Consider the following 21,321-nt stretch of genomic DNA (forward strand, 5'->3'; position numbering starts at 1 on the left):
GCCGGTCTTTTGAGGATGCATGCTTGAAATGGCGTTCTTCGTGAACCCGTCCATTGAATTCGCCTTTGTCTTTGTGTCTGGGACGAGACCACAGGAAAGGAGCATCAAGTATGCAGATCGGCATGATCGGCCTGGGCCGTATGGGCGCCAGCATGGTCAAACGCCTCTTGCGCGGTGGCCATGATTGCGTGGTCCATGACCAGGCACCCGAAAGCGTCGCGCATCTGGTGGCGCTGGGAGCGACTGGTGCGCCCTCGCTGCCGTCCTTCGTCCAAGGGCTGACCGCACCCCGTGTGATCTGGCTGATGGTGCCAGCGGCGGCCGTCGATGTCGTCCTGGATCAGCTGAGGCCTCTGCTGCAAGCCGGCGACACCATCATCGACGGCGGCAACTCACACCACTACGACGACCTGCGTCGCGCCGCGGCGCTGGCCTCTCTGAGCATTGCCCATGTGGATGTGGGCACCAGCGGCGGCGTGGCCGGCCTGGAGCGCGGCTACTGTCTGATGATCGGCGGCGCCCAACCTGTGGTGCAGCGGCTCCAGCCCGTGTTCACCACGCTGGCCCCAGGCACAGGCACGGCCGCACCGACCCCGGGCCGGCGCACCGGTCTTGGCACCGCCGATCAGGGCTGGCTGCACTGCGGGCCGCATGGTGCGGGTCACTTCGTGAAGATGGTGCACAACGGCATCGAGTACGGCTTGATGGCCGCCTATGCCGAGGGGTTGAACATCCTGCACCACGCGAACGCCGGGCTTCAGGCCCACGCCGTCGACGCCGAAACAGCGCCCTTGCGCGAGCCCGCGCATTACGAATACCAGATGGACCTGCCCGAGATCGCCGAGGTCTGGCGACGCGGCAGCGTGATCGGCTCGTGGCTGCTGGACCTGACGGCCGAAGCCCTCGCGACCGACCCCGCGCTGGCCAGCTTCGAGGGCCGGGTCTCCGACTCCGGCGAGGGCCGCTGGGCGGTGCAGGCGGCCATCGACGAGGCCGTGCCTGTGCCCGTGCTGAGTGCCGCGCTCTATGCCCGTTTCGCCTCGCGCGGCCAGGCCGACTTCGCCAACCGCGTTCAGTCGGCCATGCGGCATGAATTTGGTGGCCACGCCGAGAAACCCGTGCCGGGTCCGGCGCCAACGCACAGGCCATGAAGGTCCGCACCAGCCATCCGAGACCGCCACCCCGAAGCACCACCAACCAAATACCTTTCCCATGAACCACGCCACCACCGCCCTGCAGCAACTCGGCCAGAGCCTCTGGCTCGACAACATCACGCGCGGCCTGCTGAAAAGCGGCACCCTGGCCCACTACATCCAGCACCTGTCGGTGACCGGCCTGACCTCGAATCCCACCATCTTCGAACACGCCATCGGCAGCGACGACAGCTACGACGCCAGCATCCGCGCCTTGCACGACGCGGGATTGACAGACGAAGCGCTGTTCTTCGCACTCGCCCTCGAGGACCTGAGCGAGGCCGCCGACCTGTTCCGCCCGACTTTCGACGCCAGCCACGGTGTGGATGGCTGGGTGTCGCTCGAAGTCTCGCCACTGCTGGCCGATGATGCGATCCACACCATCCAGGCGGCGAAGCGGCTGCACGCGAAGGCCGGCAAGCCCAACCTGTTCATCAAGATCCCGGGCACGCCCGCGGGCATCGAGGCCATCGAGGAGGTGATCTTCGACGGCGTGCCGGTCAACGTCACGCTGCTGTTTTCGCGCGAACATGTGCTCGCCGCCGCCGAGGCATACCTGCGCGGCATCGAGCGCCGGCTGGCGGCCGGTCTCAGTCCGAACGTGGCCTCGGTGCTGTCGCTCTTTGTCAGCCGCTGGGATGTGGGGGTGAAGCTGGAGGTCGCGCCTGCGCTGCACAACCGGCTGGGCATCGCGATCGCCATGCGCACCTACAAGGCGCACGGCGAGTTGCAGGCCTCGGAACGCTGGCAGCGGCTGGCCGCCGCGGGCGCGCCAACCCAGCGCCTGCTGTGGGCCAGCACCGGCACCAAAGACCCCGCGGCGCCCGACACGCTGTACGTGCAGGCACTCGCAGCACCCGACACCATCAACACCCTGCCCGAGAAGACGCTGGTGGCCTTCGCCGACCACGGTGAGATTGACAAGCCCATGCGCCTGGACGGCGGTTATGCCGAGGTCCTGATCGAAGAATTCACCCGCGAGGGTGTGGACGTGAATGCCCTGGCTGCGCGCCTGCAGCGCGAAGGCGTCGATGCGTTCGCCCAATCGTGGCATGCCTTGCTGACGCGCATCCGGGAGAAATGCGCATCGCAGGCAGCACTTCCATGACCGCCAGCGAACAGCAAAAATTAGACCAGCGCTGTATCAACACGCTGCGCACGATGGCCATTGACCAAGTGGAAAAGGCCCACTCCGGCCACCCCGGCACGCCGATGGGCGCGGCACCCACGGCCTACTGCCTGTGGCAGCGCTTCCTGCGCTTCGACCCCGAAGACGCTGCCTGGCCCGACCGCGACCGCTTCGTGCTGTCGGTCGGACATGCGTCGGCCTTGTTGTACGGGCTGCTGCACCTGTGCGGCGTGAAGGCCGCGACACGCCTGGCGCCTGAGCGCGAAGGCCTAGCCGTGACCATGGCCGATTTGAAGAGTTTTCGCCAGGCCGGCAGCCGCTGCACCGGCCACCCGGAACACGGCTGGGCCACCGGCGTGGAGACCACCACAGGCCCACTGGGCCAGGGCTTGGCCACCAGCTTGGGCATGGCGATCGCGCAGGCCTGGCTGGCCGCCACCTACAACCGGCCAGGCTTCGCGCTGTTCGAGCACCGGGTCTTTGCACTGGCCGGCGACGGCGACATGATGGAGGGCATCAGCGCCGAAGCGGCCTCGCTCGCCGGGCACCTGAAGCTCGACCGGTTGTGCTGGATCTACGACAGCAACCAGATCAGCATCGAAGGCTCGACCAACATCACCTTCACCGAAAACGTCAGCGCGCGCTTCACGGCTTGCGGGTGGCAGGTGCTGCAAGTGCTTGACGCCAACAACATCGAGACCACAGCGCTCGCACTGAGGACATTCGAGAACACCCGTGAGCAACCAACCCTCATCATCGTGCACAGCCACATCGGCTACGGCGCGCCGCACAAGCAGGACAGCGCCGCGGCCCACGGCGAGCCGCTGGGCGTGGACGAGGCGCGCGCGGCCAAACAGTTCTACGGCTTCGACCCCGACGCGAGCTTCGCCGTGCCCGACGGCGTGCGCGGACATTTCGACGCCCTCTTCGGTCAACGCGGCACCAGTACACACAACGCTTGGCGCACCCGCTTCGCCGCCTACCGCGCGCAGTATCCCGACCTCGCCGAGCAGATCGACCAGATGCAGCAACGACAGGTGCCCGAAGGCTGGGACGCCGGGCTGCCGGTCTTCAAAACCGATGCCAAGGGCCTGGCAACGCGCGACGCTTCGGGCCAGGTGCTCAACGCCGTCGCAGCGCGGGTGCCCTGGCTGCTGGGCGGTGCGGCCGATCTGGGGCCGTCGACCAAGACCAGGCTCACAGCCGATTTCGCCGGCGCCTTCGAGCCCGAATCTCACGCCGGGCGCAACTTTCATTTTGGTGTTCGTGAACACGTCATGTGCGCGGCGGCCAGTGGCATGGCGCTGTCAGGCCTGCGCCCCTTCGCCGCCAGTTTTTTTGTCTTCAGCGACTACGCTCGCGGCGCGATCCGCCTGAGCGCGATGATGGGCTTGCCGGTGATTTATGTCTGGACACACGACTCGATCGCCATGGGCGAGGACGGCCCCACCCACCAACCCATCGAGCAGCTCGCCTCGTTCCGCGCCATGCCCGACATGGTGACGCTGCGCCCGGCGGATGCCAACGAGGTGGTTGAGGCCTGGCGCGTGGTGATGGCGCTTCGCCATCAGCCCGCCAGCCTGGTGCTGTCGCGCCAGGCGCTGCCCACGCTGGACCGCGAGCGCTATGCGAGCGCCGCTGGCGTGGCACGCGGTGCCTACGTGCTGGCCGATGCCGTCGACGGGTGGCCCGACCTGCTGTTGCTGGCCAGCGGCAGCGAGGTGGCCCTGTGCATCGCGGCCTACGAGCAGCTGACGCTGGAGGGCGTGAAGGCGCGCGTGGTCAGCATGCCTTCATGGGACCTGTTCGAGCTTCAGGACGAGGCCTATCAGACTCATGTGCTTCCAGCAGCGGTGAAGGCGCGGGTCTCGGTTGAAGCGGCCTCTGCGCTGGGTTGGGACCGCTATGTCGGCCGGCACGGCGAGATCATCGCGTTGCGTGGTTTTGGGCTGTCGGCGCCGGGCCGGGCGGTGCAAGCGCATTTCGGCTTCGACCTGGCCCACGTGCTCGCCGCCGCGCGGCGACAACTGCAACGGCATGGCGCAGGGGCCTCGTTGTGAGCACCCGCCTCAGCCCGCTCGCCGGCCAGCCGGCGCGGAAGTCCGAGCTCATCGATGTTGACAAGCTCGTGGCAGCCTACTTCTCCGAGCGACCCGATCCGGGCGTACCGGCGCAGCGCGTGGCCTTTGGCACCTCAGGCCACCGAGGATCGGCGCTTGATGTCTCGTTCAACGAATGGCATGTGCTCGCCATCACGCAGGCCATCTGCGACCACCGCAAAGGCCAGGGCATCAGCGGCCCGCTCTTCATGGGGATCGACACCCACGCGCTGTCGGCACCCGCCTGCGCCACGGCACTCGAAGTGTTGGCTGCCAACGGCGTGGATGTGGTGCTCGCCTCAGGCAGCCCGTTCACGCCCACACCCGCCATCTCGCATGCCCTCGTCAAGCACAACCGCAGCGGTACCGGCACGGTTGCTGACGGCATCGTCGTGACCCCGTCGCACAACCCGCCGCGCGACGGCGGCTTCAAATACAACCCGCCGCACGGCGGCCCCGCCGGCCAGGCGGTGGCCGACGCGATCCAGGCGGCGGCGAACAGCTTTCTCGAAGCCGGTCTGCAAGGCGTGCGCCGCATGCCCCATGCCCAAGCCCTGAAGGCAGCGACCACGCACCACCACGACTTCATGGGCAACTACGTCGAGGACCTCGATCACGTGATCGACATGGACGCCATCCGCGCCGCCCAGGTCCGCATCGGCGTCGACCCGCTGGGCGGCGCCGGGGTGCACTACTGGGGGGCGATTGCCGAGCGCTGGAAGATCGACCTGACGGTGGTGAGCGTTGAAGTCGACCCGCGCTTCGCCTTCATGCCGCTGGACTGGGACGGCCAGATCCGCATGGACCCGTCATCGCCCTTCGCGATGCAGCGGCTGATCGCCATCAAGGACCATTTCGACATCGCCCTGGCCTGCGACACCGACCACGACCGCCACGGCATCGTCACCCCCAGCGCCGGGCTGCTGCCGCCGAACCACTTTCTTGCGGTGGCGATTGACTACCTGTTCGGACATCGGCCGCAGTGGCCCGCGAGCGCCGCCATCGGCAAGACCGTGGTCAGCACGCAGGTGATCGACCGCGTGGCGGCGCGACTGGGCCGCAAATGCTTCGAGGTGCCGGTCGGCTTCAAGTGGTTCTCGCCGGGGCTGCTGGACAGCAGCCTGGGCTTCGCCGGCGAGGAAAGCGCCGGTGCGGCTTTTCTGCGACGCGACGGCACGGCCTGGACCACCGACAAAGACGGTCTCATCGCTGGCCTGCTCGCGGCCGAGATCACCGCGCGCTGCGGGCGAGACCCGGGCGCGCTCTACCTTGAACTCGCCGACGGCATGGGCCGCCCGGTCGCAGACCGCATCGAAGCAGCGGCGAACGTCACGCAAAAGAAGCGGCTGGCCGCGCTGTCGCCGAGCGCCATCACCGCGTCCGAGCTCGCCGGCGAGAAGATCACCAGCGTGCTCAACCATGCAACCGGCAACGGTGCGCCCATCAGCGGCATCAAGGTGGTGGCGAAGAGCGGCTGGTACGCGGCACGACCCTCGGGCACCGAGGACATTTACAAGATTTATGCCGAAAGCTTCCAGGGCCCAGACCACCTCCAGCGCATCCTGACCGAGGCGCAGGCCACGGTAGATGCAGCGCTCAATCAACCCCCCAACCAGGCCAGCCCATGAAAATCGATACCGACACCTTCCGCGTTCCCGAGGCCGCCGAGGTCGATCTGGGCCTCTGGGCGACCAACGTTAAACCCATTTGCAAGTCGAAGAAGGCGTATCGCAAGCTGCTGGAGGACCAGGTCGATGCGTTGAGCGACCAGCAGCGCCTGCTCTACGCGTCGAACCGCCACGCCTTGCTACTGGTGTTCCAGGCCATGGACACCGCGGGCAAGGACGGCGCCATCCGCCACGTGATGTCGGGCGTCAACCCGCAAGGCTGCCAGGTGTTCAGCTTCCAGCACCCGAGCGCGCGCGAGCTGAAGCACGATTTTCTCTGGCGCGCCACGCGCGATTTGCCGGAGCGCGGGCGCATCGGCATCTTCAACCGCTCGTACTACGAGGAGGTCTTGATCGTTCGCGTGCACCGCAGTCTGCTGGACGCCGAACGCCTGCCCGACACTGCGGACGACGAATCGGTGTGGCACGGCCGCTACCGCTCCATCGTCGACCTCGAGCAACACCTGCACGCCAACGGCACGCGCATCATCAAGGTGTTTCTGCACCTGTCGAAAGAGGAGCAGCGCCAGCGGCTGCTGGCGCGCATCGACGAGCCCGACAAGAACTGGAAGTTCAGCGCGGCCGACATCGCCGAGCGCGAGTTCTGGGACGCCTACATGCAAGCCTATGGCCACGCGCTGAGCGCCACCAGCACGGCAGACTCGCCATGGTTCATCGTTCCGGCCGACGACAAGGACAACGCGCGGCTGATCGTGTCGCAGATCGTGCTCAAGGCACTGGAAGACTTGAAGATGAGCTACCCCGTGGTGAGCGCAGCGCGCAAGCGAGAACTGCAGGCGATTCGCAGGCAGCTGACGAAGTGAGGCAACTCAGGCGGGTGGGGCCATGCCAGTTTCTGGCGCCACCGAATCCCCCGATCAGAACGCGTCAGCCCCCGCTGCCTGGCTCGCGATCCGACGGCGCGGTCTTTCGGGATCCGAAAGTCCGGGCATAGACGCAGGTGAACGCTGCGCCCATCAACAGGATCTGCGCTGAAAAGTACACCCACAGCAACACCACCACCAGCGAGCCGGCCGCGCCAAAGCCAGACGCGACCCCGCTGCGACCGATGTAGGCGCCAATAACCACCTTGCCCCCGGTGAACAGCAGCGCCGCCAGCAAGGCGCCGAGCCATACGTCAGTCAGCATCACGCGCTGGCGTGGCATGAACCTGTAGATCAGGCCGAACATGAAGGCCACGAGCAGGAAGCCACCCAGGGCATTGCCCACTTCGAGCAAGGTTTGCCAGCTGCCGAAGAGAGGGTCCACGCGACGGCTCACGGCAGCGAGCATCGCACTGGCGACCAGTGACACGATGAGCAAGAAACCCACCGCGAGGATCATGCCGAGCGCCATCAGGCGGGCACGCACGAGCGAAATCCAGCCGCTCTTGCGGAGCCGTCCTGGTACCCGCCAGATCCGGTCAAGCGCGTTCTGCAACTCGGCAAACACGGTGGTTGCGCCAACCAACAGCAGCACCAGCCCCATGGCCGTGGCCGTGAGCCCCTCGGCCGGCTCACGCACGCTGGCCAGCAGGCCTTGCACCGCGCCGGCCCCCTGCTCCCCCATCAGGTCCTGCAACTGCGCCTGGATCTCGCCTCGGGCGGCGTCTTCACCGAACACCAGCCCGGCCACCGACACCACGATCAGCAACAGGGGTGCCAGCGAAAACATGGTGTAGTAGGCCAGCGCCGCACCCATGCTCGGCACATAGTTGTCTACCCAGGAAGTGGCCACCTCTTTGACGAGACCCCACCATGCGGCAAGCAGGTCGGCGTATGTCACGGTGTGCAGGTGCCGCCGGTGGCCGAGCGGCGGCTGGTCGTCAGGGCCGCGCGGCCTGCGCCCCGGACAAGGGCAGGCCAGACGTCTCTTCGACCGGTTCCGACCTCAAGCACTTTCTCGGGGATTTCGGCTTTTGCGAGTTCCGCCTCGTCGCGCAACATCACGGCTTCCAATCCGTTTGACGCTTTAGCGCAGTCCGAGAAACGACAACAGAGCGACGATGATGACGACTGCGCCGACGATGTAGACGATGCTGTTCATGAGATGACCTTTCGTGTGGTTTGAAGAAGCGAATCGCATGTCTAAAGCCATTCACCAATTTTCAGATTGCGCTTTTCGGCTCAAACGTTCAGTTCGCCAGCGCACATAAACGCAAAGAGATCCCAGCGCGCGAAGGCGTCACACGAATGGTTGCGAATCGCAGATACGACGCAGCGCCGACGCAGGTTTCGGCGGTCGATCACATCACATCAATAGCCCTTGCGAAACTGCGTCCCCCTGCATGACGGGCAAGGCGGCACGCGGCTGGTGCGCTTGAGTTGCAAGGTCTGGCCACATGCAACGCAAGTCAAGGTGCCCGCGGTGGTGATGTCTCCGGTACCAAAGTGCAAGGTGTCCTCCGCCTGACGCGACCACGATTGCATGGCTGAGCCAGCGGTATCCAGCATGCGTGCAAGCGATGACACCGCCCCCGCGCCCAAGCGCGCCGGGTGCAGATGCTCCTTGGATTCCTGACTCAAAGCGCGCATGTCCCGCTCCGTCTGCGCCAGATCGCGTCGCATGTATTGCTTGAAATTCTCTCCTTGTTCGGCAGAAAATTCGCTGGCTGCCGATAGCTGCTGCCGCGCTGCGTCCAAGGCTTTTTCCATCGCTTCGCGACTCTTGTCCTGGCCAGCGTGAAAGAGTTCGCTCGCCCGCTGGGCATACCGGTCATACAGATCCTCGTGATCCGACGCGCCGTCTGAGTTTGCGTTGGCGCCGGCATCCGCTGGCTTGTGCTCGTGTTGTTCACTGCTCATCAAAATCTCCTTGGTATGGTGGTCATCGAACGCTGGCGCTGGCGGAGCACCTCTGGCCATTGCTCCCCTACTGCGTCAGTCCCCAGGAATCCGCGATGTGGCGGGTCGAGGAAATGCCAACCTCCAGCATGTACCTGCCTTCTTCCCCCAGGCCCTCGTCTCCCCCTGCACTGATCGGCGTGCCGTGGCCCATTCCCGCGATGATGTATTCGTCAATCACTTGCCGTCCGTCCGCGTCGCACCAAACCTTCCGGGGAAAGCCGTCGACCTTCTCCACCCGTGTCGGTGGTCCTTCGACCTTGTGGATCCTCTGCCACTGCCGGACGATGGAATCGGCATTGGAGCTGTGGACGGTCATATCGCTACCGCCATGCCAGACCGAGATCGTCGGCCAGCGGCCGGTGAACTTCGAGGCTCCGCGCACAAGCGCATTGAGCTTGCGGTCCGACGGGCCGCCATATCCCTTCATGCGAAAAATTGCCTGCATCAGGGTGTCCGCGGTGCGGTAGGGCAGGCCGGCGATGATCGCGCCTCCTGCGAACACCTCCGGATAGGTCGCCAGCATCACAGACGTCATGGCGCCCCCTGAGGACAGCCCCGTGATGAAGACGCGCGACGTGTCGATGGCGTGGTCATCAACGACCTGTCGGATCATGTGCCGAATGGAGAGCGGTTCGCCGCCGCCACGGCGGCTGTCGCCACGCTTGAACCAGTTGAAGCTGCCCATGGCGTTGTTGGTCTTTCTTTGCTCCGGAAACAGGAGCGCTACCCCGCATTCGTCGGCGAGAGCAGACCAGCCTGATCCGCTGTCGTAACTCTCCGCCGACTGGGTGGAGCCATGCATCACGACAACGAGTGGACCGTTCTTCGGGAAGCCTTTCGGAACATAGGTACCTGCGCTCAACGATCCGGGGTCGGTTCCGAATGTATTCAGAACAGTCAGACGATCGTGGGTCTCTGAAGATAGTGGCATGTGGATTCCTTTAGGGTGACCCGACGATTGGCTCACCAAATTGACGCAGCAGATGCGGGCATCGCGTGGACATCGGACTCGAGGTCGCCCCGCGCCGAGGATCCAAGCGGTCACTCCACGGGGCTGTCGCTCCGGTTCTTGGGGTCGGTCCCGGACATGGGCAGGCCAGACGTCTTTTCGCGATGGTCGTGCAGCCGTCCGAGCGTGCTGTCCAGCAAATGGGCCAGCTTGTGCGCGGCGCCATGCACCGCCCGCTGCGATGTCGGGGCATGCTCGGTCACGGCCACTGGCTGGCGGCCTTCGAGGCGGGCCTCCAGCAGGCAACGCTGGTCGTGCTGCCCGCTCTTGCCAGCGTTCTCGTCGCTCAGGTGCACTTCCACCCGGGTGATGTGGGCGCTGAAGCGCGCCAGTGCTTGCTCAACCGTCGCGCTCACCTGAGCGGCCAGGGCCTCGGTGCCATCGATGTTGACATCGGTGTTGAGTTGGATTTTCATGAGCTTTTCCTTTTGGGTCTTGGATCGAGAGGGTGATCAGTGACGAAAGCTCGCCGCCACACCGGTGCGGCAGGGCATGCGATCGGCCGAGAGGACATGCACCTCCCCGCCCAGCTTTTCGACCAGCGTGCCGAGGTCGTCGAGCACGTCACCCACACGCGGCTTGTCGAGATCGGAGGCGTCGATGCGCCCGGTCGATGCGTCAATGCGCCCGGCCACCTGGCGCTCGGCCTCGATCAGCAGCGTCGCCACGCGACCGGCCACCGCGGCATGGGCCACCTGAGCCAGGTTCTCGCTGCCCAGCCCCTTGGCTGCGGCGGCGGCGTAGGCACGGCTCCATGCAGCCTGCTGGGCCTCCTGCTGCGGCGCCGCCACGTCCCAGGCGCGCTGGCACAGCTCGTCGGGCGTGAGCCCCTGCGGGTCGGCCATCAGGCCGCTGGCCATCAGCAACGGGTTGTGGCTCACCTTGTGGAACAGCTGATGGTGTTCGGGCAAGGCCGCCAGCATCAGGGGCAGGCCTGATGGCTTCGAATGCTTTTCCAGCACGGCACGGTCCACCGCGCGGAAGAAACGCTCGGCGTCGCCTTCGATCTGGTCTTTCTTGCCGCCCTGGCCGTGGTGCATGGCCATGTGGCCGCCGCCAATGCCACCATACGACGAGACGCTGCTGTGTGGTTCGGTGAGCTCGTCGCCCAAGGCCTCGGACATGGTCCGTGGCACGCCCGGTGCCAGCGCCACGGCGTGGAGCGCGTTTCGATCGCCTTCGTACAGCTGTACCTTGTGCAGGCTCAGCGCCAACACCTGATAGCGTCCGTCCGACTGCAGCACCTGGCGCAGCGGTTTGGTGTGAAAGCTGTCGGCCACCAAGGCCAGCTCGGCCACTGGTCGCTGCAGCAAAAACACGCGAAACAGACCCGGTGCGCCCAGCACAGCCAGGCCGTCCTGCGTGTGATTCCAGAAGTCGCGGTCTTGTGCCAGGGCATCAAACGGCTCGACCAACGCTTTGACGGCATCGGCCGTGTGCTGTCCTTGCAGGGACGTCTCCAGCGCCTTCACAAGGTGGCGGAACCGGATCGGGTCCTGCTGGTTCTCCGGATGGCGTCGGTGGGTCGGCTGATACAGCGACAGGCAGGGCCGACCCTGGAACGCGGCGAGCTCGGCCAGACTGGCAGCGGTGAGTGTGTCGGTGGTGTGTGTGGGGTTCATGTGGCTTCCTTCGGTGGTGTCTCAGGCTTGGTGGCAGAGCCGGATTCGGCGGGATGCACGCCTGCGATGGGCTGCGCCCGCTTCAGCAACATCGACGTGCAACACGCTTCCCGGCTGAGATGACAGCCCGCATGCGGGCATGGGTGATCGTGCAGTTTCGCTGGCGCTTGGACCCTTCGTCTGTGCGGCAGCGCACAGCGTTGCAGACGAGGACCACGACAGCCGGCGGGGACGACACCCATGCACGCGAACCTGCGACCAGGCAGGCGTTGCTGGAGCGGATGAAGGCTCAGCGCTGTGGGTGCGTTGCCGCGGTTCACGCCGACAGCGTGGTGCCGGGCGCGCGGGCGGTCAGGATGCACCGGCTCAAGTCGTCGGCCCAGGCCGCATAGCCCACAGCGCTTGGATGGATGCCATCCACCGCCATGCCTTCGCTGGTCGTCGTTTCCGGATGGCAATGCATGGTGCGTCCCACTTCGTCGATCAGCAATCCAGCCAGGCTCTGGTTCATCTGCTTCGCCCAGTGGCCCATGAACCAGCGCAGCGGTTGCGGCAGCGCCATGCAGGCATGCATGGGTGGCACGGCGCTGTGCACCAGCAGCGTCGGCGAGAAACGCAACGCGATGAGTTCGGCCAGGCGGGCCTGCCACCTGGCCCAATGCAGAGGCGCACAAAGGCCAGTTGCGTCATTGGCGCCGATCGACAGCACCACCACATCGAAGCGGGCGCACGGTGCATCCTGCAGCAATCTGAGAAGCCCCGGCGAGTCCAGTCCGTTGACCGCCAACACGCACCACTCCACCGTGTGATGGCGACTCAGGCGCTGCACAAGTTGGCCACACAGTGCCTCGTCCTGGTTCAGAGCGCCCACGCCTGCGGCACCCGAGTCGCCCGCCACCAGCAGGCGAACCAGCGAGCCACGGCCAGCGGTGCCGGCGCGTTGGCCTGGCGGCTCCGGCATGCGCGGCGTGATGCGCCGCACATGTCGGGCCTGCAGCCAAAGCAGCGGCGACAGCAGGGTCAGGAGCACGAGGCGTTCAGAGTCAGACATGCGCTTGCTGGCCATTCAAGGTGGTTGAAGTGACGACGAGCATGGCCAGTTGCGTGCGCGCAGAGGGTCTGTGCGTCTGCGCTTGTTTGGACACCCGCACCGCCGCCGATCTGGTTTGACGCCTGGGTCAGTCCAGCAAAACCAGATGCCCCTGGCTCTGGGCGGCCTGGACCTCTGCGATGGGCAATGTCGCGCAGTTCTGGCCTCGCGCGCCCCAGATGATGTCGACCGACGGCCGTCCGTCCACCGCTTCAATCAAACACGGCCCGACCGGAATGCTCTTCTCTCGTCCGGGTTCGGCCAGGAAGGGAATCGGGTCGGTGATGCGGGCGCTGCGTGTTCTGATTTCCATGGATCTCTCCGGTGACCTGGGCAGTGGCGCGCCGCGTCGGCTGGGTGTCTAACGCGGCAGGCTTCGCACAGGGGGCAACCTCAAGATTCGTTGCTCGGAAGATCTGCCGGGTCGGTGGGCGTGGCGGCAAGTTGATCGAGCTGCGCTTGGGCCCTCGCCTGGTCGGCGCTGGGGTTCACCTCACTGGCAGAACCCACCACATGGTCCGGCATGATGTCCGCGCCATCGGGCACGTCTCGCCCGGTTGCGCTGGCCCGCTCACCGGTACCATAGGAATCGCTGTCGTTGGCCGTGTTGACGACCAGCGAGCCGAGTTCGTCCGCGTGATCGCCTTTGCCGCGCACGCTGAATTCGCCTTGCACATCGCTTCCACTGTCGCTGCTGTCGCTGGGACCCAGGGCATCAATGTCTTTGCCCGGTGCGGGCTTCGCGGCCCGTTCGCCGCCGAGAAAACTGCTGTTCGTCATCGTGAATCCTGGTGTAGTGAGGACCGCCATCGGTGTGCCTGTCGGGTTCACGGGGGCATCTGCGCAGGCGGGCAAAGTCCGATGGAGGCACCTTACCTGTCGCGCGCCAAAGGTTCTGTTCGGTAACGCACATCCAAGGGCTCGCGCGTGTGAAAACACATCACAGCTGGGGGGCGTGGGCGCCAAAAACGCAGGCCATGGTTCACTGGCGAACAGACTGGCGCTGCATCGACCGCTAGCCTGTGCTGGCGCCCGAGCGCTGTTGTGCGTGTGCAATTCCCGCCACCGCATCGCGGTCAACGCGTGATCAACCTGGGTGATCCGCGCCCTGCCAGGCGGCAGGCCAACCCCGACCCCCATCCACTGCTGCTTGGTCGCCAAACAATGAATCCACCCGATCTGCCACAGCCGGACAAGCTGCCACCCGACGTCCTGAAGCTCGGCTTCGTCAGCCTGCTGACCGACCTCAGTTCGGAGATGATCTTCTCGGTCTTTGCGGTCTTCTTCACCACAGTGGCCGGTGCGTCCAGTGCCCTGCTGGGCCTGATCGAGGGTTTGGCGGACTTCTCGGCTTCTTCGCTTAACTACCTGGCGGGCTGGTTGTCCGACCGCAGCGGCAAGCGCAAGGTTTACGCCCTGGCGGGCTACGGCTTCTCGACGCTGGCCAAGCTGATTCTGCTGGTCACGAGTTCGGTGCTGGGCTTGGGCCTGTTTCGCGTGATCGAGCGGCTGGGCAAGGGATTTCGAGGGCCGCCGCGGGACGCGTGGTTGTCGTCTATCGCCCGGCAGCAGACGCGTGGCTATGCCTTTGGTGTGCACAAGGCGCTGGACAAGGCCGGCGCCGTACTCGGCCCGCTGGTCGCCTACGGGCTGCTGACCTGGCTGGGCGAATCGCCAGGCACCTACCGCGTGCTGTTCTGGGTCGCCTTTGTGCCGGCCGTGTTCAGCATCGTGCTGCTGTCGATGATGAAGGACCAGCCCGGTGCGCCGCACCCGCGCGAGAGCGTGCCCCGCAACTGGGCCGAGCTCAGCCCCGGTTTCAAGCGATTTCTTGTGCCGGCGGGTACCTTCGCACTGGCCTATTTCAGCCTGGGCTTTCTGCTGCTGCGCGCCCACAGCCTGGGGTTCAGCGTCACGCAGATCGTGCTGCTGTATGCGCTGTTCAACGCGACCTGCGTCGTCTCCGCGCCGCTGGTGGGCCTGTTGGGCGACCGCATCGGCCGCAGCACCATCGTGATGCTGGGCTATGGCACCTACGGCTTGATCAACGTCTGGCTCGTCTTTGCCAGCAGCCGTTGGGCCATCGTTGCCGCGTTCGTGGCTTACGGTTTTTTCTACGCCATCGACGAGGCGCAGAGCAAAGCCTTCATCGCCGACATCGAGCCCGAGCGCCGCGCCAGCGCGGTCGGCATCTACAACTTGGTCACCGGCTTGCTCTATCTGCCGGCGTCGCTGGTGGCGGGCCTGCTCTGGGCAAGCTCACCGTCGCTGGTGTTCTCTCTGGCCGCTGGCTTGTCGACGATCGCCATCGCCTTGTTCGCCTGGCTGAAGCCGGCGGGCCACCCACCCGTTGCGTCTTCTGACAGGCAGGTTGTATGAGCCAGCCTGCAGCGCCTGTACTGCCATGGACGCGTTGCAAGCCCCCATTTGTGCGCTGGCGAACAGACAGCTTTTGCACTGCCGACTAAGCTGCTTTCAGCGCTTGGCTTGGTAGGCTAGTGGCTGCGCAGACAAGGTCTTTTGATGCTTTTTTTCATGCCTTTCTTCAGCCGCATCGGCCCGCTGCACTCATTTTGGGAACGCGATCATGTTCAACAGCCTGGGCCGTCTCAGCGGCAGTACCGTCACCGCAACCGACGGCTTGGTGGGTCACTTCAAAGCCGCCTTCTTCGACGACAACGCCTGGACCATTCGCTACCTCGTGGTGAACACCGGCAACTGGCTGTCTGGGCGTGAGGTTTTGATATCGCCCTGCGCGGTGAAGCAGCCGGTCGACAGCGGCACCAACATCGACGTAGCGCTGACCCGGGCGCAGGTCAAGGCGAGCCCCGACATCGACACCCAGCAGCCAGTTTCACGCCAACACGAACACGACTTCGTGAGCTACTACAGTTATCCCAACTATTGGGAGGGCAGTGGGCTTTGGGGCTGGGAAGCCCTCCCTTTGATGCCACCCTATGTGCCAACGCCGACAGACATCGAAGTCGCCAACGCCATGCGCGAGCGCGATCAGCGTGGCGCTGTCAGCCATCTGCGCAGCAGCGCAGGCGTGAAGGGCTACGACATCCAGGCCAGCGACGGCAGCATCGGCCATGTGCAGGACTTCGTCTTCGACGACGTCTCGTGGGCCATCCGCTATCTGGTGGTGGAGACCCGCAACTGGTGGCCAGGCGGCAAGCATGTGTTGATTGCAACCCAGTGGATCGACAGCATCGATTGGGCCTCCGGCACCGTGCAGGTCAGCCTGAAGCGCGAACAGGTCAAAAACAGCCCCGGCTTCGTCGAGCCGTCCGACATTGGCCGCGACGACGAAAAGCGGCTGCACGACGCCTACTGCCGACAAGGCTATTGGGCTTAACGCCAGCCACCCCAAGGAAACACACCATGACCACCAACGCCCGAGCCGAGTACACCACCCGCATGAAGCACCAGCTTGATGAGCTGAACAGCAAGATCGACCAGCTTGAGGCCAAGGCCGCGAAGGCTAACCAAGAGGTGATGCAAACCTACCAGGCAGAACTGGCCAAGGCACGCAAGGAGTCCCAGCTGGCCAGCGCCAAGTTCGCCGAGATGAAGGCCGCTGGCGAAGATTCGTGGGACAAGATGACCGCCGAGATGGAGAAGGTGCGCGATGCCTTCGTCCACTCGTTCAGCTACTTCAAAAGCCAGGTCTGAACGCGCCGGGCGCCTCTACCCGCCATGGAATTGCCATGAACCGGGTAGAGCCAGCCACCCTGACGCCCAGCGAAGCCGGTCCCTGGCTGCTGGCGGGTGACTGGACGCTGCGCGGTCTCGGCGCCTTGCCGCAGCAGATCGACGCCAAGCCGCGCGGCACGGGCGCGGCGGTGCTCGACGGCTCCGGCCTGATCGCGATGGACAGCGCTGGTGCCTGGGTGCTGCAACGCTGGCTTGGCCAGGCCGCTGACGCTGAAGCGCCGCGCTTCGAGCGTTGGCCGCCGCGCTTGCAGGCTATGGTGGTGCGCGCGTCTGCGGTGCACGACGCGCCGCTGCCAGCCCCGGCGCCGGCGCTGCTGGAACGCACCGGTCGCCGTGCGGTGGCCAGCGCGCGCCAGGCGCAGGCGATGCTGGTGTTCATGGGCCAGGTCGCCGTCTGCGCGCTGGGCGTTGCCAAGCAGCCGGGCCGGCTGCGCTGGCGCACCATGCTGCGCCACATCCAGATCGCCGGCTTCGACGCACTGCCCATCGTCGGCCTGACCGCCTTCCTGATTGGCGTGGTGGTGGCCTACCAAGGCGCCGACCAGTTGCGGCACTACGGCGCCAATATTTTCGTCGTCGACCTGGTGGGCTACGCGATGCTGCGCGAGTTTGCGCCGCTGATGACGGCCATCATCATCGCCGGGCGCTCGGGCTCGGCCTATGCCGCGCAGATCGGCACCATGGTGGTCACCGAGGAGGTCGACGCGATGCGCACGCTGGCCATCGACCCGATCGATTTGCTGGTGCTGCCCAAGCTGCTGGCGCTTCTGGTGGCCATGCCGCTGCTCACCCTGTTTGCCGACATCACCGGCGTGTTCGGCGGCATGGTGATGGCGAACTCGCTGCTCGGCATCGGCTGGGTCGAGTTTGCCGACCGCTTCGGCCGCGAGATGCAAGGCAGCACGCTGCTGATCGGTATCGGCAAGTCGTTCGTGTTCGCGGCCATCATCGTCATGGTCGGTTGCTTCCAGGGCTTTCGCACCGAGGGCGGCGCCGACAGCGTGGGCCGCCAGACCACGCTCAGCGTGGTGCAGGCGATCTTTCTGGTGATCGTTGTCGACGCGCTGTTTTCGGTCGTTTTCAACATGCTCGATCTCTAGCATGGCCGCCATCCAGAACCCTGTTTCATCGCCCGTGATCGAGGTGCAGGGCCTGAGCACGCGGTTTGGCAGCCACACCGTGCACGAAAACCTCAACCTCACCGTGCAGCAGGGCGAAATCCTGGCGATTGTGGGCGGCAGCGGCTCGGGCAAGTCGGTGCTGCTGCGCGAGATGATCCTGCTTCAGCGGCCCACGGCCGGGCGCATCAGCCTGTTCGGCCAGGACATCGCCACGCTCGATGCGGCGCAGGCGCGTGGCCTGCGCCTGCGCTGGGGCGTGATGTTCCAGCACGGCGGCTTGTTCAGCTCGCTGACCGTGCGCGAGAACGTGGGCCTGCCGCTGCGCGAACACAGCCAGCTCGACGATGCGCTGATCGATGGCCTGGCCGACGGCAAGTTGGCCTTGACTGGGCTGCCACCCGATGCCGGCCTGAAGCTGCCCGACCAGCTCAGTGGCGGCATGCTCAAGCGCGCCAGCCTGGCCCGCGCGATGGCGCTCGACCCCGAGCTGTTGTTCCTCGACGAACCCACCTCGGGCCTGGATCCGGCCAGCGCGGCCGGCGTGAGCGACCTCATCCTCAACACCCACCGCGAGACCGGCCAAACGGTGGTGATGATCACCCACGACCGTGACCTGCTCTGGCAGGTGGCCGACCGGGTGGCTGTGCTCGGTGAGGGCCATGTGCTCGCCACCGGCACCATGGAGGAGCTGGCGCACGAAAAACATCCCATCGTTCAGGCTTATTTCGTCGATCGGCGCCGCCATCGCCCTGCGACTGCCCCTTCAAACGAAGCGGAAAACGCACCCACCCCCAAGGAGGCCGCGTGGAAGACAAGGTGAACTACACGCTGGTGGGGGCCTTCGTGCTGGTGCTGGGCGCGGCGCTGGTGGCCTGCGTGCTGTGGCTGGCGGTTGGCCTGGGCGGGCAGAAAAAGGTCGATCCCTATGCGTCGATCTTTGCCGAATCGGTGGCTGGCCTGAGCATCAACGCGCCGGTCAAGTTTCTCGGTGTCGATGTGGGCAAGGTCAGCCGCATCGAGATCGATCCACAAGACTCGCGCCAGGTGCGCCTGCATCTCCTGATCGAGCGCGGAACGCCCATCAAGCAAGACAGCGAGGCGGTACTCAAGACCCAGGGTCTCACCGGCATCGCCTATGTTGAGCTCAGTGGCGGCAGCCCAGCTGCGGCGCCGCTGCGGCCCAGTGCCGAACAGCCAGAGCCCATCATCCGCTCCAAGCCCTCGCTCAGCGCGCGGCTCGAAAACCTGCTTGGCACCGCGTTGGCCGGGTTGGACCGCATGAGTGGCAACCTGAATGCGGTGTTCGATGCCGAGAACCGAGCCGCGCTGAAGCAGACGCTGGCCGACCTGGCTGTGCTGATGCACACGCTGGCTGCGCAGAAGGACACCATCACCGCCGGCATTGACGACGCGGCGCGCACCGCCCAGCGGGCTGCGCAGGCCAGTGCGCAGCTCGACCCGCTGCTGGCCCGCCTGGCCAGCGCCGCCAGCGCGGTTGATCGCGCGGCGCAGGCGGTGGGCCAGACCAGTGAAACGGCGGACGTGGCGGTGGCCGGTGCAGCCAGCGGCGTGCAGCAGCTGCAGACCGAAACACTGCCCGACCTGGCCCGCTTGATGGCCGATCTCAGTCGGCTGAGCGAATCGCTGCGCCACTTGAGTGAACAGACCGAGCGCCAGCCCAGCAGCTTGCTGATCGGCCGCCCGACCCGACCCCCCGGCCCCGGAGAAAGTGCCCCGCCATGACGCTGCTTCGTCTTCCTGCCGCCCAGCCCGACGGCTGCCAGTTAACCGTCGCTTGGCGCAGCGCGCTGTGCGCCACGGCGGTGCTGTGCCTGACGCTGTTGGTGGGCTGCGCCTCGGGTCTGTTGCCCAAGCCGCCGACCCAACCCACGTTGCTGTTGCTGGACGGTGGTCCGGCCGGCACATCCCCAGCGGTGCCGATACGGCCTGGCGCGAAGACCTTGATCGTCGAGACGCCGCGCGCCGCGGCCGCCTATGACACACGCGACCTGGCGTACACCCGGCGTGGCCAGCAGATCGCCTACTACGCATATCACCAGTGGGCCGACAAGCCGACGCAGATGCTGGCGCCGCTGATCGTGCGCGCTGCACAGGGCAGCGGCGCCTTCCAAGCCGTGGTGCCCGCGCCCACGCTGGCCACTGGCGCGTTCCGGTTAGAGACCGAACTGCTGCGCTTGCAGCAGGACTTCACGCACACGCCGAGCCGGGTTCAGCTCAGCGTGCGTGCCGTGCTGATCGACACGGCCACGCGACAGGTGTTGGGTGTGCGCTTGTTCGACATCGCTGTGGATACCCCCAGCGAAGACGCCGTAGGCGGCGCCAGCGCTGCCAACCAGGCGGTGGCGCAGTGGTTGCCGGCGCTGGCCACCTTCATGGCGCAGGCTATCCCGCCCTGAGCGTCGCTCGGCGAGTTGGCGCGAGCAGCCGCCGGCGGCTGGGCGGCATTTATTCGTGTGCCAGCTGAATCACCAGCTTGCCGAAGTTCTTGCCTTCGAGCAGGCCGATGAAGGCCTCGGGTGCGTTCTCCAGACCAAAGACGATGTCCTCGCGGACCTGGATCTTGTCTTCCCGCACCCACTTGCGCATGGCGCCTTCGAACTCGCTCCAGCGCGGACCGTAATCGTCGAACACGATGAAACCCTGCATCTTGATGCGTTGGCGCAGCAAGGTGCCGACCAACAAGCCCAGCCGGTCCGGCCCCGGCGGCAATTCAGTGGCGTTGTACGACGCAACCAGGCCGCACACGGGCACCCGTGCCTTGGTATTGAGCAGCGGCAGCACCGCATCGAACACCGCACCGCCGACGTTCTCAAAGTACACGTCGATGCCCTTCGGGCAGGCAGCGGCCAAGTGTCCTGGCAGGTCGTCTGCGTGATGATCGACGCAGAAGTCGAAACCCAGTTCGTCGATCACGTAGCGGCACTTCGTGTCACCACCGGCGATGCCCACCACATAACAGCCCAACATCTTCGCGATCTGTCCCACCACTGAACCGACCGGGCCGCTGGCTGCGGCGACGACGACAGTTTCACCAGCCACCGGCTTGCCGATGTCCAGCAAGCCCATGTAGGCGGTGAAGCCCGGCATGCCCAGCACGCCCAAGGCGCGCGACGGATGCGGATCTTCCGGGTACAGCGTGGTGAGTCCCTGGCCGTCGGACAGCGCGTAGTCCTGCCAGCCGGTGTAGCCCAGCACCAAGTCGCCCACCTTGAAGTTGTTCAGCCGTGACGCTTCGACCCGCGACACCGTGCCGCCGACCATCACGTTGCCGATGGCCACTGGTGCCGCATATGAAGGCCCATCACTCATGCGACCGCGCATGTAGGGGTCAAGCGACAGGTACAGCGTGCGCAACAAGAGCGGGCCATCTTCGGGCTTGGGCACGGGGCCGTTTTCGATGCAGAAGTCTGAAGCGGTCGGCGCGCCGTGCGGCCTGGCGTTCAGAACGATGCGGCGGTTGACGGTGGTGTTTTGCGACATGGTGGTGCTTTCCTTCTAGAGGCGCTGTGGTGGCTGCGGGGAAGTTGCAGCCAGTTGTATCGTGGCGTGTTCCATCGCAACGTTGGACCCGCCACGAGCGTGGCACCCAGTGCATGGCAACGCCGAAGGTAGGGGAGTCGCCATTCGCGGTCTGTGCGGTGGACAACAATTGACCCAACCAGCAAGCCTTGCCTCCACCGCGCTGGGCATTCCCAATCGAAGGTACCGATGGGCGCGGCCATGCGTCTCATGTGCGCTGGCAGACAGACGGGCCCGGCGCATGCAGCAACAGTGATGCAATGGGCATAGTTGCAAATTCAGCACGCC

21 protein-coding genes are annotated in these 21,321 nt (G+C 65.7%); 12 read left to right on the forward strand and 9 right to left on the reverse strand.

All coding sequences use genetic code 11. The features are described from left to right. The first annotated feature begins 110 nt into the window (after positions 1-110). From gnd to GPT34_RS07315, 5 genes are all read left to right on the forward strand, one after another. Entirely contained in the window at positions 111-1,151 is a 1,041-nt protein-coding gene (gene gnd / locus GPT34_RS07295) for a phosphogluconate dehydrogenase (NAD(+)-dependent, decarboxylating) (protein ID WP_291010629.1), read from the forward strand. A 61-nt stretch (positions 1,152-1,212) separates the two neighbouring features. Then, complete coding sequence (gene tal, locus GPT34_RS07300) at positions 1,213-2,301, forward strand: transaldolase (RefSeq protein WP_291010631.1); 1,089 nt, start codon at positions 1,213-1,215, stop codon at positions 2,299-2,301. Further along, positions 2,298-4,382, forward strand: a complete 2,085-nt coding sequence (gene tkt / locus GPT34_RS07305) for a transketolase (RefSeq protein ID WP_291010633.1) — start codon at positions 2,298-2,300, stop codon at positions 4,380-4,382. Before tal ends, tkt begins: the two co-directional genes overlap by 4 nt. Beyond that, complete coding sequence (gene pgm, locus GPT34_RS07310; protein WP_291010635.1) at positions 4,379-6,049, forward strand: phosphoglucomutase (alpha-D-glucose-1,6-bisphosphate-dependent); 1,671 nt, start codon at positions 4,379-4,381, stop codon at positions 6,047-6,049. The genes tkt and pgm overlap by 4 nt, the downstream gene beginning before the upstream one ends. Then, entirely contained in the window at positions 6,046-6,912 is an 867-nt protein-coding gene (locus tag GPT34_RS07315; protein ID WP_291010637.1) for an ADP-polyphosphate phosphotransferase, read from the forward strand. Before pgm ends, GPT34_RS07315 begins: the two co-directional genes overlap by 4 nt. 64 nt (positions 6,913-6,976) lie before the next feature. Here GPT34_RS07315 and GPT34_RS07320 read toward each other — a convergent pair whose 3' ends face one another. From GPT34_RS07320 to GPT34_RS07355, 8 genes are all read right to left on the reverse strand, one after another. Further along, positions 6,977-7,873 carry a YihY/virulence factor BrkB family protein gene (locus tag GPT34_RS07320; protein ID WP_291010639.1) on the reverse strand — a complete coding sequence of 299 codons (897 nt, stop codon included), beginning with the start codon at positions 7,871-7,873 and terminating at the stop codon, positions 6,977-6,979. 470 nt (positions 7,874-8,343) lie between these two features. Continuing rightward, a complete protein-coding gene (locus tag GPT34_RS07325; protein ID WP_291010641.1) occupies positions 8,344-8,892 on the reverse strand; it encodes a hypothetical protein in 549 nt (182 codons plus the stop codon). 67 nt (positions 8,893-8,959) lie between these two features. Further along, positions 8,960-9,865, reverse strand: a complete 906-nt coding sequence (locus GPT34_RS07330; protein ID WP_291010643.1) for a PHB depolymerase family esterase — start codon at positions 9,863-9,865, stop codon at positions 8,960-8,962. 110 nt (positions 9,866-9,975) lie between these two features. Further along, a complete protein-coding gene (locus GPT34_RS07335) occupies positions 9,976-10,359 on the reverse strand; it encodes an HPF/RaiA family ribosome-associated protein (RefSeq protein WP_291010646.1) in 384 nt (127 codons plus the stop codon). A gap of 36 nt (positions 10,360-10,395) precedes the next feature. Further along, positions 10,396-11,565: a hypothetical protein gene (locus GPT34_RS07340; protein ID WP_291010648.1), complete on the reverse strand. Its 1,170-nt coding sequence runs from the start codon at positions 11,563-11,565 to the stop codon at positions 10,396-10,398. 316 nt (positions 11,566-11,881) lie between these two features. Next, positions 11,882-12,616 (reverse strand): SGNH/GDSL hydrolase family protein, encoded by a 735-nt coding sequence (locus GPT34_RS07345; protein WP_291010650.1) that lies wholly within the window; start codon positions 12,614-12,616, stop codon positions 11,882-11,884. Between the two features lie 127 nt (positions 12,617-12,743). Next, positions 12,744-12,968, reverse strand: a complete 225-nt coding sequence (locus tag GPT34_RS07350) for a hypothetical protein (RefSeq protein ID WP_291010652.1) — start codon at positions 12,966-12,968, stop codon at positions 12,744-12,746. An 80-nt stretch (positions 12,969-13,048) separates the two neighbouring features. Then, positions 13,049-13,435 carry a hypothetical protein gene (locus tag GPT34_RS07355; RefSeq protein ID WP_291010654.1) on the reverse strand — a complete coding sequence of 129 codons (387 nt, stop codon included), beginning with the start codon at positions 13,433-13,435 and terminating at the stop codon, positions 13,049-13,051. A 384-nt stretch (positions 13,436-13,819) separates the two neighbouring features. Between GPT34_RS07355 and GPT34_RS07360 the strand changes: the two genes are divergently transcribed. From GPT34_RS07360 to GPT34_RS07390, 7 genes are all read left to right on the forward strand, one after another. After that, on the forward strand, positions 13,820-15,034 hold the full coding sequence (locus GPT34_RS07360; protein ID WP_291010656.1) for an MFS transporter: 1,215 nt from the start codon (positions 13,820-13,822) through the stop codon (positions 15,032-15,034). 208 nt (positions 15,035-15,242) lie between these two features. Next, positions 15,243-16,013 carry a PRC-barrel domain-containing protein gene (locus GPT34_RS07365; protein ID WP_291010658.1) on the forward strand — a complete coding sequence of 257 codons (771 nt, stop codon included), beginning with the start codon at positions 15,243-15,245 and terminating at the stop codon, positions 16,011-16,013. A gap of 26 nt (positions 16,014-16,039) precedes the next feature. Next, complete coding sequence (locus GPT34_RS07370; RefSeq protein WP_291010660.1) at positions 16,040-16,330, forward strand: hypothetical protein; 291 nt, start codon at positions 16,040-16,042, stop codon at positions 16,328-16,330. A gap of 35 nt (positions 16,331-16,365) precedes the next feature. Next, entirely contained in the window at positions 16,366-17,472 is a 1,107-nt protein-coding gene (locus GPT34_RS07375) for an MlaE family lipid ABC transporter permease subunit (RefSeq protein ID WP_291010662.1), read from the forward strand. A 1-nt stretch (position 17,473) separates the two neighbouring features. After that, positions 17,474-18,313 (forward strand): ABC transporter ATP-binding protein, encoded by an 840-nt coding sequence (locus GPT34_RS07380; protein ID WP_291010663.1) that lies wholly within the window; start codon positions 17,474-17,476, stop codon positions 18,311-18,313. Next, positions 18,298-19,236 (forward strand): MlaD family protein, encoded by a 939-nt coding sequence (locus GPT34_RS07385; protein WP_291010664.1) that lies wholly within the window; start codon positions 18,298-18,300, stop codon positions 19,234-19,236. The genes GPT34_RS07380 and GPT34_RS07385 overlap by 16 nt, the downstream gene beginning before the upstream one ends. Next, positions 19,233-19,910 (forward strand): ABC-type transport auxiliary lipoprotein family protein, encoded by a 678-nt coding sequence (locus GPT34_RS07390; protein ID WP_291010665.1) that lies wholly within the window; start codon positions 19,233-19,235, stop codon positions 19,908-19,910. Before GPT34_RS07385 ends, GPT34_RS07390 begins: the two co-directional genes overlap by 4 nt. Before the next feature lie 49 nt (positions 19,911-19,959). On the opposite strand, the gene GPT34_RS07395 is transcribed toward GPT34_RS07390, so the two are convergent. Continuing rightward, positions 19,960-20,994, reverse strand: a complete 1,035-nt coding sequence (locus GPT34_RS07395; RefSeq protein ID WP_291010666.1) for an NADP-dependent oxidoreductase — start codon at positions 20,992-20,994, stop codon at positions 19,960-19,962. Between the last annotated feature and the right edge of the window lie 327 nt (positions 20,995-21,321).

The sequence above is a fragment of the Hydrogenophaga sp. genome, assembly GCF_011390835.1.
GTDB lineage: Bacteria > Pseudomonadota > Gammaproteobacteria > Burkholderiales > Burkholderiaceae_C > Hydrogenophaga.